12 protein-coding genes are annotated in these 14250 nt (G+C 47.3%); 7 read left to right on the plus strand and 5 right to left on the minus strand.

All coding sequences use genetic code 11. The features are described from left to right. Nucleotides 1–240 precede the first annotated feature (240 nt). The 4 genes from F452_RS0108745 to F452_RS0108760 all read right to left on the minus strand — a co-directional run bounded on the left by F452_RS0108745 (nt 241) and on the right by F452_RS0108760 (nt 5032). Entirely contained in the window at nt 241–2874 is a 2634-nt protein-coding gene (locus F452_RS0108745; protein ID WP_026292332.1) for a TonB-dependent receptor, read from the minus strand. 3 nt (nt 2875–2877) lie between these two features. Continuing rightward, the gene (locus F452_RS0108750; RefSeq protein ID WP_018965831.1) at nt 2878–3747 is read right to left on the minus strand and encodes a GLPGLI family protein; all 870 of its coding nucleotides are present in this window, start codon (nt 3745–3747) and stop codon (nt 2878–2880) included. A 69-nt stretch (nt 3748–3816) separates the two neighbouring features. Continuing rightward, nucleotides 3817–4098, minus strand: coding sequence for a hypothetical protein (locus tag F452_RS0108755; protein WP_018965832.1), 282 nt, complete (start codon nt 4096–4098; stop codon nt 3817–3819). A 61-nt stretch (nt 4099–4159) separates the two neighbouring features. Beyond that, nucleotides 4160–5032, minus strand: a complete 873-nt coding sequence (locus F452_RS0108760; protein ID WP_026292334.1) for a GLPGLI family protein — start codon at nt 5030–5032, stop codon at nt 4160–4162. A 260-nt stretch (nt 5033–5292) separates the two neighbouring features. On the opposite strand from F452_RS0108760, the gene F452_RS0108765 reads away from it, so the two are divergent. The 3 genes from F452_RS0108765 to php1 are packed head-to-tail and all read left to right on the plus strand — an operon-like array spanning nt 5293 to nt 9350. After that, complete coding sequence (locus F452_RS0108765; RefSeq protein ID WP_018965834.1) at nt 5293–6096, plus strand: polysaccharide biosynthesis/export family protein; 804 nt, start codon at nt 5293–5295, stop codon at nt 6094–6096. Nucleotides 6097–6114: 18 nt separating this feature from the next. Then, on the plus strand, nt 6115–8583 hold the full coding sequence (gene ptk1 / locus F452_RS0108770; protein WP_018965835.1) for a polysaccharide biosynthesis tyrosine autokinase Ptk1: 2469 nt from the start codon (nt 6115–6117) through the stop codon (nt 8581–8583). A gap of 8 nt (nt 8584–8591) precedes the next feature. Then, the gene (gene php1, locus F452_RS0108775; protein ID WP_026292335.1) at nt 8592–9350 is read left to right on the plus strand and encodes a polysaccharide biosynthesis protein-tyrosine phosphatase Php1; all 759 of its coding nucleotides are present in this window, start codon (nt 8592–8594) and stop codon (nt 9348–9350) included. A 254-nt stretch (nt 9351–9604) separates the two neighbouring features. On the opposite strand, the gene F452_RS12150 is transcribed toward php1, so the two are convergent. Beyond that, on the minus strand, nt 9605–9679 hold the full coding sequence (locus F452_RS12150; RefSeq protein ID WP_152566925.1) for a DUF1661 domain-containing protein: 75 nt from the start codon (nt 9677–9679) through the stop codon (nt 9605–9607). Here F452_RS12150 and F452_RS13435 point away from each other — a divergent pair. The 4 genes from F452_RS13435 to F452_RS0108795 all read left to right on the plus strand — a co-directional run. Next, complete coding sequence (locus F452_RS13435; protein ID WP_235317537.1) at nt 9666–9725, plus strand: DUF1661 domain-containing protein; 60 nt, start codon at nt 9666–9668, stop codon at nt 9723–9725. The two genes, F452_RS12150 and F452_RS13435, sit on opposite strands and share 14 nt — an antisense overlap. Nucleotides 9726–10067: 342 nt before the next feature. Then, nucleotides 10068–10796, plus strand: a complete 729-nt coding sequence (locus F452_RS0108785) for a nitroreductase family protein (RefSeq protein ID WP_018965838.1) — start codon at nt 10068–10070, stop codon at nt 10794–10796. Nucleotides 10797–10946: 150 nt separating this feature from the next. Then, nucleotides 10947–13772, plus strand: a complete 2826-nt coding sequence (locus F452_RS0108790) for a M16 family metallopeptidase (protein WP_026292336.1) — start codon at nt 10947–10949, stop codon at nt 13770–13772. 205 nt (nt 13773–13977) lie between these two features. After that, a partial coding sequence (locus F452_RS0108795; RefSeq protein WP_018966053.1) for a helix-turn-helix domain-containing protein occupies nt 13978–14250 on the plus strand: 273 nt, incomplete at its 3' end.

Raw genomic sequence — 14250 nt, forward strand, 5'->3', positions numbered from 1 at the left:
TGCAAGATGCAGCAATGAATTTTTTCCAAGAAATCGGTATTTTCAGGTTGCAATGAAGAATTTATTCTATTAAATTCCTATTTGCAGATCTGATTCTATAAATTTTTCCTTGTAAATTTTACTTTACATGGCTGTGACAAAGAATTTTTTCGATGAAATCACTCGCCGAAAAGAAAAACAGTATCGAAACTCAGGAAAATCTTCAATATGATCCCCGGTTCCTATACCGAATCAAGAATATCAGTAGCGAAAGAAGACTGTAGCGATCAGTTCACGACCGCGAATGGGGATACCGGTGGAAAAAGCGTTATACTCCGTCAGCTGACGGATAAGATACGTACGACGATCGAATAGATTGCGCATCGAAACGGTTACTTCCCAAATCTTATTGATACTATAGCGAGCTTCGCAGTCGAAGAATACATCCTCATGCACATGCCCCGGCTCCAATGTCGTGGCATTATACTCGCCGGCCATGCGCATCGTCAGACGGGGGATCGGCAGGAAGGTCAGATTGGCCGCATGCCGGTAGTGGGGCAACCAACGATGGGCGTTGGCTCCCGTCTCCATCCATGAATAATTCGCCGCGAGGTTGTAGGAAGCGGAAAGTCTCCCACCCCACCGCTTGCTCAGCGTAAGCTCGGCGGAGAGGCTGTTGCCACGTCCGCCGATGAGGTGTCCGGACTGTTTCAGCAGCGATTCCGAACGGCTATACTTCACATTCAGCACCGCATTGGCCTTGACGGGGAAGAAAAATTTGCTCAGACGCATATCGGCGAAAAAAGCATCAAGATCATGCCAATAGCGTTCGTAACGGATGATATTACGTTCCTCTGAGTAGTCGAAATGCGGCAATTCGTTGGAGCGGCTGCGCGAATACCCCGCTTTCAGATGCAAGTAGAAGAGGTGTAGCACATCGCCATAATCGACCGAAAAGTTTGCCCCCGAATATCGCCTCTCGCTCATGAAGCCCGAAGGAAGCAGATAGGTGCGGTAGTCCCTGCGCGTATAGCCGGAGCGAAATCCCTCCAGACCGCCATACGAATGACCGTGGCGGACGGAAGCGTTCAGTTTCCATGCCGCCCCCAACTCCCAATGCAGGGAGAGAGCCGGCGAAAAGGTGGCGCGACTCGCCTGTCGCCGTCCCTCCTCGGACTCATCGTTCAAGGTGAAGAGATGCCACGCGACAGGCAGGTCCAGACGGTGATAGGTGCGGCCGAAACGATAGGAAAACGAAGGTGTCTCGCTCAGCTCCCAATGGCCGGCACGGTAGCCGTAAGTGCCGCCGAAGCCCTCCACTTCGGGCTGTGAGAGCGAGGAGCGGTAATCGACCTGTCCCCCTCGGTAGCCCATCGTCGTGGTCGAATGCAGTGCCACGCGGCCGAAATGGAAATCGGATTCGAGGCCGTTGCGCGTGACCCAATCGCGCATCCGCACGTCGGGATCCATTTGCAAAGTCCCCGTTGCCGGCTCGCTCAGCAGCATATTTTCATCCCGAGCCATATACTTGCCGAAGGAAAAGAGACGATAGCTGCGCCGGTCGTCTTTCAGCACCGCCGTCAGATTGTTTTGCATGATGCGGGGGAGCGACTTGCCCGTCTGCAAGTAGTCGGCCGTATTCGTAGCCAGCCGCACCTCCTCCCGATCAGAACCGAGGGTGAGCTTCAGATCGTCTTTCAGATAGAATCGGGAAGCATTGTTCTCGAACGAGAAGTCGGCTTGCGCACTGCGAGCCTTGTTCTTCGTATAGCGATCCTCCCGAACGGATACCTCCTGCGGCGTACTCAGATTATAGGTCTGCTCCTGCAGGATCGTCTGCTCCCGTCTGTCGGTCAGCAGCGAGGCATTGGCCGTAAGGGTCATATCCGCCCCCAAAGGGATCGCCGTACTGAAGCTCCCCGTCCCCGACCGATTCATCAGATAGCGACTTTGGCTCATGGGCAGAGAGCGAAAGCCGGCATGGGTCAGCACCTCTTCGCGATCGGATGCGTTGTACATGATGCCGTCTATATCCAAGAGCCGGATGGCCTCTTCGTTCACGGAGTGGCCCGTATTGTTGCCCTTGACCGTGAGCAGGGCTTGCACCTTCCGGCTTATCTGCATCCCGAAGAGGCGACCTGTCCACAGCTCGGAGAAGCCCCCTCCGGCCGTTACCTCTCCGAAGGGACGCATCTTGAAGCGTTCTTTGAGTTTGATGTTGAGTGCAGCCCTTTTCTCCGGCAACGTCTCCCGTAGCGTCTTGATATGCTGATGCCCCTCCAATACCTCCACGGTTTTCACCGCCTCTTGAGGCATGTTTTGGGATGCCAGATTGTAGCGACCTTGCAGCATGTCCACGCCTTCGATATACATGTGCGTGATAGGCTCGCCCTGATATTTGATGAGACCGTTGGCCGAGACCTCTATACCCGGCAACTTGCGCAGCAGATCGGCCAGATAGCGATCGTCCGGCCCCACGAAAGCCGCTGCCGAATAGGCAATCGTATCTCCCAGCTTGCGTACCGGCTCGGCACGCACCACCACCTCCTTCAGCTTGACGTCGGCCGGCACCAAAGCAAAAAGCAGGGAAGAGACAGCCGCATCGATGGCTTTGCTCATCTTCCTGTACCCCATATGCCTTACGCTCAGGAGTTTTCCACCGGCTTTTTTCTCCAGAGAGAACGAGCCGTCGGCTTTCGAAAGGACGAAGGCAAGCGGCTTGCCGGAGGCATCCAAGAGCTGGCACACAGCTCCGGCAAGAGGCTCGCGACTCTCGGCATCTATCACACGACCGGCAAGCATTTGCCCGGCCGCCCCCTGAGCAGCGACAGGCAACAAACCCGCCAAGCACAGCCACAAACCCACCAAAATCGAAGAGACGGCCCTATTCATCATTCTCTACTCCTTCTCCAAGGGATTGTACGGCAACGGTCTCACAAATGAGAAGTCTGCCGGCATGGGCGAAGAGACATTGAACGAAGAGTTTGTCAGTGCTTCCGCATAGTTTTCGTGTGCAGCACGAATAGTCTTTCGAGCATTTTGTCTTGACATCACCGTCGTATGGACTTGCTTCTTTAGGAAAAGAAAGGACGGAAAAGTTATCTCTTGCTGCCCGTTTATTTCAAAGATGTATTCCCCGTCATCCGAACGAATGTCAAGAATCAAGCCCGGCAATCCTCGAAAAATGTACGGCCCGTCCGAAAGGGCAATATCCTCGGCATACCAAGCCGTATAATCCCGTCCGCTGTGGTGGCAGGTGGCCTTTCGACAGGCATATCCCATGATCTCTTTGGTCTCATCCCCTATATTCCATCGGAATAATGGCGATGGACAACTGTATTCGAACGTTCCGACCAAAGGGACTTCCTCTTGATGATAATCCTCTCCGACGGGATATCCCTTGAGAACAGGTCTTCTCCACTCCACCTTCTGCATATACCCGTAGCATTTGGAGAAAACCTCCATCGAGGAGCCATTCCTACGAGCGATGGCATCATTTATGGAGTCCGAAGCAAATCCATAGAAGTCTTTGAAACAGCTTCCTTTTTCTCCGACTTCCAACACACACTGTGCTTCAGTCTTTTTATCCCGTTTTAAAGTGTCCGCCAAAAAAGTTACTTTATAGAAAAATCGTCTCTTAGCAATATCTACAATCTTTTTGGGCACAGTATCTACCGGCATAGCCTCTGCTCCTGAGACTTGTGGCATCTGCGCGAAAGCAAAACTCGACAGAAGCAATAAGAATATGATAAATGAAATTTTTTTCATAAAAGCAAAAAAAGCACCTATTTCTAGTTTTCCAGAAATAGGTACTATGAAAGTTGATGATTAGATGAATTATTTGGGATCAAGTTCTGCCAAGTCACATAGGCTTTGATAGTAAAGAGCCATATTTCCCAAAGTTTCAGGAGAATAAATAGTTGGAACCAAATAAACACGACAAGTCGTTATTATCCATACATACCCAGGAGGGGGAGGAGGAAGAATACCTCTCTCAGAGGAGTCTAACTTTCCAACGCCTTCTAAATTAGCGACTTCACTCTGTTTTTCTTCAGCAGCATCAACAGCAGTCAATCCCATTGATAGGGCGATTAACATTGTCAAAAATACTTTTTTCATTGTGATTGTTTTTTTAAATATCGACACAAAGGTATATATTTTTGTTGTTTTATTAAACACTTCATTCTTTCTCCAAGGGATTGTACGGCAAATTTCTGATGCGTTGAGCATCTTCCGGATTCTTAAACCTGATTCTTCCCTGATTGATAATGGTCTCGGTATAATTCTCCGAAATGTTTCGAACGATCTTGCGCACTTCTTCGCGCGAACGCCTTTGCACTTTTTTATTGTACAGATATATAGGTGAGGAGAAAGTAATCTCCTGCATACCATTCAACTCGAATGCATATTCCCCATCCTCCGAAGCGATGGCTACAATCAGGCCCGGCAATCCTCGAAAAATGTACGGCCCATCCGAGAGGGCAATATCCTCGGCATACCAAGCCGTATAATCCCGTCCGCTGTGGTGGCAGGTGGCCTTTCGACAGGTATATCCCATGATCTCTTCGGTCTCTTCACCGATCTGCCAATCGAAAGATGGCGACGGACATTGATACTCATACCGACCTGTCAATGGCACCTCTTGTTGATGGCGGTCCGCTCCTTCAGGATACCCTTTCAGCAGGACTATTCTCCACTTTACCTTTTTCATCAAGCCGGCACCCTCTGTGAATAGCTCCATCATCGAACCTTTTCGTCGGGTAACGGCATCGCACAAAGAATCCCAGGCCAACTGATACAAATCCATGAAGCTACTACCGCGCCGCCCGATCTCCAACACACACTGCGCCTCGGTTTTCTTTTCTCGGTTCAGGGTATCTTCAACAAAAACCATCTTATAAAAGAACCGCCGTTGAGCATAATCCTCTATTTTCTTAGACACAGTATCCATACGCACTCCTCTCATATCACTGATTCGTGGCATTCCCACTTGCGCCATACCGAAAGAGGATAAAACACAAAAGAGGATTACCGGCGATAATATCTTTTTCATAAGCAGAGTTGTTAATGATTGAGAATGAACAAAGTTAACAAAATCCACTCGGCATTTTCCGGTTATCAAACACAACGTAGTGACCACCCCCAATCCGTGCAAGATTCTCTTCCTCGAATAATCATTCAAAAAAACTATCATGAATATATATCGAGATAAAAGGAGTTTTTATGAGTCGACCAAATATTTGGATTGTGATTATCTTTGCATCGCTGTACTATAATGTACATCAACAACCCTTTTTAAACCACCTACCAATTATGCGCACTCTTGGTATTTTTTTGTTCGTTTCTTATTTTGTTTTGCTTTTTACCTCTTGTCGCTCCCAAAGAGAAAAGGTCGTTTATCTGCAAGATATTCAAACTTTTAATCGGGAGATTATCGCCAAACCATATGACGTAAAAATTGAGAAAGATGACGTGCTGAACATCCTTGTCAGCAGTATGGATCCAGAACTTTCAACGCCTTACAATCAAGTGCTGACTACACGAGCATTGGCCAGAAACGGCTACGGAGCCAATACAAATGAGGGATTCTTAGTCGATTCGAAAGGATATATCAATTATCCGATTTTAGGACAAATCTATGTAGAGGGTCTTACTCGTACCGAACTGGAGAAAGAGATCCAGAAGAGAATTATTTCCAGTGGATTCATTAAAGACCCGACAGTGACCGTACAGCTCCAAAACTTCAAGGTATCCGTCTTAGGAGAGGTAAATCATCCGGGGTCGATGTCTGTAAAGGGAGAACGAATAACTCTTTTGGAAGCTATTGGACTAGCCGGAGACCTGACAATCTATGGCCGTCGCGATAGGGTTTTTGTGATCAGAGAAACCAATGGTCATCGCGAGGTTTTCCTGGCGGATCTCAGGAAGGCGGACTTGCTGACAAGCCCGGTGTATTATCTCCATCAAAACGATGTCATTTACGTAGAGCCGAACAGCAAGAAAACACAGATGAGCGAAATCAATCAGAACAATAATGTGAATGTATGGCTCGGGGTAACATCCACGCTCGTATCCATTTCCACGCTTACGATTACCATAATAGATAAGTCTAAATAATTTAAACCGAGAATTAGAATGAACTTGAACGAAGACCCTCAAAACACATTTACCCAGCAAGGCAGATCCTATATTTCCGATACGGAAGACTCCACAATCTTTTCTTTAGAAGAGTTTTTTCTTGGTCTCCTTGCATCTTGGAGATGGATTGTAGCGAGTGTATTGGTCTGTTTACTCATTGCCTATATATACATCCAACGCCAGCCCCCAATATACAATGCACAGGCTACAGTACTAATTAAAAGTGCTGAAAAAAGTGGGGCAACAAGCGGCCTACAGCAGTTTCAGGAACTTGGCTTGATGATGGGCAATTCTGAAGTAGAGAACGAAATTCTACTTCTCAAATCCAAGCGTTTGACCGCTATTGTAGTCGATAAACTTGACTTAGATGTATCCATATCCAAACAGGGCTTTTGGCGCAATGAATCATTGTATGGCAACAGTCCCGTAAGTATACAGATTACTGACAGGGATTCTACCGAAAGCTACTCCTTTAGGATTCGGATCAAAGATGCGCGTTCTTTTGAGCTGACCCATTTTGAGCAGAAAGAGCGCAATGGAATAGGCGATATTAAAATAGACGGTTCTTTTGGGAAGCCGATTGCGACTCCTGTTGGAGAACTAAAATTGGATACCACACTCTTCTTTGCAGATTCATGGAAGGGAGAGGTTCTATATGTAAAGAAAGAAAATACTCGTAAGGTCGCAGAGCGTTACAATCAGGACCTTCAGGTGTCTTTGGCCGACAAGAAGGCTACGATAGTCAATTTGTCGTTGAAAAACGAAGACTTGGACCGTGCAAAGAATTTTATCGATGCTCTTATCGCTTCATATAATGATGATGTCATGAACGATAAGAAGAGTGTCGCTATCAGTACCGCGTCTTTTATCGATGAGCGTTTGGCAATGATCGGTGGAGAACTTGGTTCGGTAGATACAGAGATCGAAACGTTTAAGAAAAGGAATAACATCACGGACATCTCCACCGATGTAGGTGCATATCTCAAGAGCAGTGCCGACTTACAGAAAGATCAGCTTATCGTAGAGCGAAACCTTTCTTTGGCCAAGTACATCCAGTCATTCTTGAGACAAACCAGCACCGATAATGAACTCATGCCGGCCAATTTGGGCTTGACGGAAAGAGGAATTGACAATAGTATAACGCTGTACAACGAACTTAAGCTCAAATATGAAAGATTGAAACAAAGTTCAAGTGAAAATAGTCCTGCGGTACAAGAGGTAGGTATGCAGCTCGTAGCGATGCGAAAATCGATCAATGCAGCTGTCGACAATTATATTAAGACCTTGAACTTACAACTCCGAGAGGTCAACAAAGAAATGTCTCGAACCAAAGAGCAGATCAGCGCTGTACCTACTCAGGAAAAGATCATGTCCACGATCCTGCGTCAGCAGAAAATCAAGGAAGAATTATATCTGTACCTTCTTAACAAACGAGAAGAGAATGCACTCCGGTTGGCTATCACCGAGAGCAATGCTAAGACCGTTGATTCTGCTGATGGTTCTTTGGAGCCCATCTCTCCTCGTAAGCCGATTGTCTTTTTTGCAGCCTTCCTGCTTGGATTGATTTTCCCAGCTGTCTATATCTACGCCAAAATGCAACTGAATAAGGGTGTGCGTGGGCGTAAAGACCTCGAAGGATTGTCTATCCCATTCTTGGGCGAAATACCTGCCTATCTAGGGCACCGAAACGAAGAAGACTTGGATGTGGTGGTTAGTTCCGGTAGTAGAGACTCCTCGAGTGAAGCTTTCAGAATACTGCGTTCCAATATGGAGTTTATGCGTGTAAAATCAAGCAAACTCAAGACTGTGATGTTCACCTCTGCCAATCCTGGCTCGGGGAAATCTTTTGTGACTATGAATCTGGCTATTTCGCTAGCACTTACGGGCAAAAAAGTCATAGTAGTGGATTTGGATATCAGAAAAGGATCCCTCTCCAACCGATTGACTCAGAACAATACCGGTGTCACGGATTTCTTATACAACGAGAGCGTTTCGATCGACAGGCTAATTACACATTCGCCTCATAGCGAGAATTTAGATGTAATTCTGGCCGGTCCTGTCCCACCGAATCCTTCTGAACTCTTGCTATCGGATCGTTTGGAGTATCTGATAGATGAGCTTAATCGTCGTTACGATTATGTTTTCTTGGATTCAGTTCCTGCTATGGCCGTAGCAGATGCCATGATTACCAATAGAGTTGCCGATCTGACCATCTATGTCATACGTCAAGGACTTTTAGACAGGCGCTATTTACCTGAAATAGAACGTTTGTATGTTGAAAACAAGTTTGCGAATTTGTGTCTCGTTTTGAACGGCGTCACCTACTCAAGCTCAAGCGACCGATATACTTACGGCTATAACTATGGCTATGGCTATGAAGCCTATGACAAACAGGAAAGGAAACATCATCGCCACTCTGCTTCAAAAAGTAAGATGAAGTTTAAGAGCCCGATGAAGAAGAACTAAAAGAAGGGGTGTTTTCTATTTTTAGGAGGAAAACGAAGCAAGTCAATCCCTTTGAACAGGGATGGTTCGACGAGATGATAGATATGCACTGTCATCTGCTGCCTGCAGTGGACGACGGATCAAAATCTATCGAAGAGACCCTCTCTATAATCGATTTACTGGAAGAGATAGGCGTCAAGCGGCATATACTCACTCCCCATATTATGGAAGAGTATCCGTCGAATAATGCTCTCTTCCTTCGTGCACGCTTCGAAGACCTTCTTGCCGCAACATCTACTGATAAGGCTTCACACCTGCGACTTGCTGCAGAGTATATGTTGGATGCTGCTTTTCCTGATCGGTTGGCAGAACCACTCCTGACGTTGGGGGATCGGCACATTTTGGTCGAAACCTCCTATATGGCCCCCCCCATGGGATTGATGGGGTTACTTGCAGATTTGCGACTCAAAGGCCTTTCTCCCGTGTTGGCCCATCCCGAACGTTATGTGTACATGGAGGAGAAGGATTACGTGATGATCAAAAAGCAAGGAGTGTTGTTCCAACTGAACCTTTTTTCCCTGTTCGGGGCATACAGTTCATTTGTGTCAGAGAAAGCCTATGCACTGCTTGAGGCCGGCTATTACGATCTCATAGGGACGGACATACACCACCCGCAACCTATAGTCCGATTACTCTCCAAAGCTTCTTTGCCTCGGGATATGGAGGGAAAAATCAAGTATTTGGTCGAAAATAACGCTCGATTGTTGTCTTCCGTTGCTGTTCGATAAAAGCATTTGTGTAGGAATGAAAAATATGGGCTGATTCCGACTTCTGGAGTCAGCCTATATTTTTTATTTCTTGTAGCTCTTGAAAAGGCCATGAGAAGAGCACACATTTCATCAGACAGCCTCTTCATTATCTGGGTATCAATCAAAGGTTACGCATTACAATTCATGATCCATGCGGGGCATCTTAGGCCTAAACGATTCATCAGCTCGATAAGACTCCCGGCCCTTCAGATCATTTACGTCTGGAACGTTCATCAATTCATGACTCGGAAAATGTGGCTTGAGATTTTTTTCGTTAAGGCGCAGGAATTTTTTATTTCTCGAGCCAAAACGAAAAAGTTGACGCGCCACTTTTTTAGGGCTGACGTGTACTGAAAAAAGTTGACACTCGAAGAGGTCTAGTTCGTGATTAAAACTACAGTGTCTCTTCTAAGGCCCATTATCAGTTTACACTCCGGCCTATACTAATAAGAGACGGCAGGGGCGAAGATTCAACTTTTGGGGTACGGACTTGAATCTTGATTTCGGTTGAGATTATTTCTACCGGAAAGCATATGTTTCATTTTGTTTCTCGAACCAAGAGGCTAAGTGCATAGTTATTGAATTACAGGCGATAAGCATATACTTGGATAAGCAAAAAGACACACATCAGATGTCTTCTCTACAGGGCTTATACGTCAACTATGTAAAAAAGTGACACTTGATAAAAAACAGACGATGAATCTTCAAGAAATATTGCAGCACAGACGCTCCGTGCGTCACTATGACAGCCAAAAGACGATAGATGCGGATCGGGTCAAAGAGTGTATCCGACTAGCCACTCTGGCTCCTACCAGCTCCAATATGCAGCTATGGGAGGCCTACCATGTAGTCAACCCCCAAAAGCTGAAACTACTCGGTCAAGCATGTCTCGGACAGAAAGCGGCCACTACAGCACCGCAGATGGTGGTTTTTGTGGTTCGCCCTGACTTGGTAAAGAGGCATGCCGAGGCGGTACTCTCCTTTGAGCGTGGTAATGTGGAGCATAACAGTCCGGAGGAAAAGCAGTCTAAGCGAATCAAACGGCTGGAGTCCTATTATCGGAAACTGATACCATTTTTATATGGTCGTTGCTTCGGTTTGCTGGGAAGCCTGCGCAAGATTTTGGTACAGGTGATCGGATTGTCCAAACCGGTACCGCGACAAGTATCCGAGGGAGACATGCGTACGGTGATGCACAAGAGCTGCGCATTGGCTGCACAGACCTTTATGCTGGCCATGGCAGAGACCGGCTATGACACCTGCCCGATGGAGGGCTTCGACAGCCTCCGTGTGAAGAGAATACTAGGACTGCCGCGTGCTGCTCAAATCAATATGATAGTTTCATGCGGTATCAGAACGCCCGAAGGCATTTGGGGCGAACGTTTTCGGATTCCTTTCGAAGAGACCTACCGCCGTGTGGACTGATCTGTTTGGCAGATCCGTCCGGCTAATTCGGCTTGTCTCAGCTCCTGTCTCCTGTCTATCTTGCCAAACTGACAGGAGGCTGATTCAACGAAAAAACCGTACTTTTGGCCGGAATTACTTAACAACCAAACAAGTAACCTAAGAATACTTATGGAATTGAAAAGATTTTTATCACTTGGCCTTCTGCTTGTGGCATTCATCCCGATGAAGCTTTCAGCCCAACAGGCTCAGCCACTCCCTACTGATCCGGCTGTTCGTGTCGGTAAGTTGGACAACGGATTGACTTATTTCATCCGTCACAACGAGAACCCGAAAGACCGTGCCGATTTCTTTATCGCACAGAAAGTGGGTTCTATTCTTGAAGAAGACAGCCAGTCCGGTTTGGCTCACTTCTTGGAGCACATGGCTTTCAACGGTACGAAGAATTTCCCCGGCAAGAACTTGATCAACTATCTCGAAACGATCGGTGTACGTTTTGGCCAGAACCTGAATGCTTCTACCGGATTTGACAAGACGGAATACACGATCATGGATGTGCCGACTACACGTCAGGGAATCATCGACTCCTGCTTGCTTATCCTACATGATTGGAGTAACAATATTACCCTCGACGGGCATGAGATCGATGAAGAGCGCGGTGTGATCCACGAAGAATGGCGTGCTCGCCGCAATGCTCAGCTCCGTATGTTCGAAGCTATCCTTGCCAAAGCTCTGCCAGGCAATAAATATGCAGAACGCATGCCCATCGGTCTGATGGACGTTGTGCTCAACTTCAAGCACGATGAGCTGCGCAACTATTATAAGAAATGGTATCGTCCCGACCTGCAAGGTCTGGTGATCGTGGGAGATATCGATGTGGACTATGTGGAGAACAAGATCAAAGAACTCTTCAAGGACGTTCCTGCTCCCGTGAATCCCGCAGAGCGTATCTATACGACCGTAGAGGACAACGATGAGCCTATCGTAGCCATTGCTACCGACGCCGAGGCCACTACCACGCAGCTCTCTATCAGCTTCAAGGCCGACCCCACTCCTCAGGAAGTACGTGGTTCGGTATTCGGTCTCGTCGAGGACTACATGAAGCAGGTGATTACTACAGCCGTGAACGAGCGTCTGGCCGAGATCACTCACAAGCCTAACGCTCCTTTCCTCAGTGCCGCTGCTTTCTTCTCCAACTTCATGTACATTGCCCAGACCAAGGACGCATTCAACTTTGTTGCCACGGTTCGTGAGGGTGAAGTAGAGAAAGCGATGAACGCATTGGTAGCAGAGATCGAAAGACTTCGTCAGTTTGGTATCACCAAGGGCGAATACGATCGTGCACGCACGAACGTATTGAAGAAATACGAAAACCAATACAACGAGAGAGAGAAGCGTAAAAACAATGCTTATGCCAACGAATACTCCACTTACTTCACCGATGGTGGCTATATCCCCGGTATCGAGGTGGAATATCAGACGGTGAACGCTTTTGCTCCTCAGGTTCCTGTGGAAGCATTCAATCAGGCTATCGCTCAGATGATCGATCCCGTGAAGAATGCAGTCGTTACGCTCACGGGGCCATCAAAGGCTGAAGCCAAGATCCCGAGCGAAGCAGACTTCCTCGCTGCATTCAAAGCTGCTCGTCAGCAGAAAGTAGAAGCCAAGAAGGACGAAGTTTCCGACCAGAAATTGATGGAGAAAGCTCCCAAGGCCGGAAAGATCGTTTCCGAGAAGAAAGACCAGAAGTTCGGTGCTACAGAGCTTACGCTCAGCAATGGCATCAAGGTTTATCTCAAGAAGACCGATTTCAAATCGAACGAGATCCTGATGAGTGCTGTCAGCCCCGGTGGTATCCTCTCCGGAAAGAATGCTCCCAACCAATCTGTGATGAGTTCGTTCATGAACGTGGGTGGCTTGGGCAACTTCAATGCGATCGAGCTGGATAAGGTGCTGACAGGTCGCTCTGCTTCCGTATCTCCCTCTTTATCTCTGCTTACCGAAGGCCTTTCAGGTAAAACGACTGTAGAAGACATGGAAACTTTCTTCCAGTTGATCTATCTCCAAATGACTGCTAACCGTAAGGATCCCGAAGCATTCAAGGCTACACAGGAGAAGCTGTACAACAACCTGAAAAACCAGGAAGCCAATCCGATGGCTGCGCTTATGGACTCTATCCGTCATACTATGTACGGGGATAATATGCTCATGAAAACCCTGAAGGCTGCTGACGTGCAGAAAGTGAATTACGATCAGGTAATGGCTTTCTACAATGAGCGATTCGCTGACGCCGGCGATTTCACGTTCTTCTTTATCGGTAATCTGGATGAAGCCAAGATGAAGCCTTTCATCGAAACTTATCTTGCTTCATTGCCCAATCTCAAGCGTGGCGATAAGATGCACAAGGCTCAGGTACCCGCTGCCCGTTCCGGAAAGATCGACTGCAAGTTCAACAAAGAAATGGATACTCCTTCGACTACTATATTCGATGTCGTGTCCGGCAATGTGGAATACACGCTCAAGAACAGTCTCCTGATGGAGGTTTTCTCAGCTGTAATGGATCAGGTGTACACGGCTACCGTTCGCGAGAAGGAAGGCGGTGCATACAGTGTGGCGGCATTCGGTAGTGTCGAGCAATATCCTCAACCCAAGGCTCTGATGCAGATCTATTTCCCCACGGATCCTACTCGTGCCGAGGAAATGAATGCTATCGTATTTGCTGAGTTGGAGAAGCTTGCCAAAGAGGGCCCCAATGTGGAGTACTTCAAGAAGACTATCGAAAACCTGAACAAGCAGCACAAAGAGAGTCTGCGCGAGAACCGTTTCTGGCTCGAAGCCATGAAATCGTCTTTCTTCGAAGGAAATGACTTCATCACAGACTACGAATCTGTACTGAACAGTCTTACTCCTGCTGAATTGCAAAAGTTTGCGGCAGACATCTTGAAGCAGAACAATCGGGTTGTTGTCATGATGGCTCCTGCTGCAAAGGCTCAATAAGCAAACATAAAGGACACCCTGAAAATAAGGGTGACTAAAAAGCAGAGGGCGCGTCTTACCGATGCGCCCTCTGTGTGTTTTCAGCCGAGGAATAAGGCCAAAAAAATAGAGATAAGAACGTCACTTCAAGCAGACTTTGCGAAGACTTATTTTTCAGTGCCTCCAAACCAATGACGTGTACTGAAAAAAGTTGACAGTTGGCGGGATGCAACCAGTATCCATTATGGGCAAACATTTAAGCAACTTTGAACGCCTTGCCATCCTAGAGGATTACCTCTCCGGGGCACAGAGCCAAGGTGCCATTGGACGGAAATATGGCATCAGTCGTGGTCTTATTCCTCAATGGCTTCGTAAATTTGGACTCGAAGATAAAGTTCATCCAGTTCCAATGAAAGCGTCCCAATCCCCCCAGAGTGAGCTGACACTCAATGAAAAAGAAGAGTTGGAGCAACTACGTAAAGAGAATCGTGTCCTCAAG

The organism is Porphyromonas gulae DSM 15663 (assembly GCF_000378065.1).
GTDB lineage: Bacteria > Bacteroidota > Bacteroidia > Bacteroidales > Porphyromonadaceae > Porphyromonas > Porphyromonas gulae.

Coding starts and splice junctions, on each gene's coding strand:
- F452_RS0108790 (WP_026292336.1), top strand. CDS start 10,947: ATGGAATTGAAAAGATTTTTATCACTTGGCCTTCTGCTTGTGGCATTC.
- ptk1 (WP_018965835.1), top strand. CDS start 6,115: ATGAACTTGAACGAAGACCCTCAAAACACATTTACCCAGCAAGGCAGA.
- F452_RS0108755 (WP_018965832.1), bottom strand. CDS start 4,098: ATGAAAAAAGTATTTTTGACAATGTTAATCGCCCTATCAATGGGATTG.
- F452_RS0108765 (WP_018965834.1), top strand. CDS start 5,293: ATGCGCACTCTTGGTATTTTTTTGTTCGTTTCTTATTTTGTTTTGCTT.
- F452_RS0108760 (WP_026292334.1), bottom strand. CDS start 5,032: ATGAAAAAGATATTATCGCCGGTAATCCTCTTTTGTGTTTTATCCTCT.
- F452_RS0108750 (WP_018965831.1), bottom strand. CDS start 3,747: ATGAAAAAAATTTCATTTATCATATTCTTATTGCTTCTGTCGAGTTTT.
- F452_RS0108745 (WP_026292332.1), bottom strand. CDS start 2,874: ATGATGAATAGGGCCGTCTCTTCGATTTTGGTGGGTTTGTGGCTGTGC.
- F452_RS0108785 (WP_018965838.1), top strand. CDS start 10,068: ATGAATCTTCAAGAAATATTGCAGCACAGACGCTCCGTGCGTCACTAT.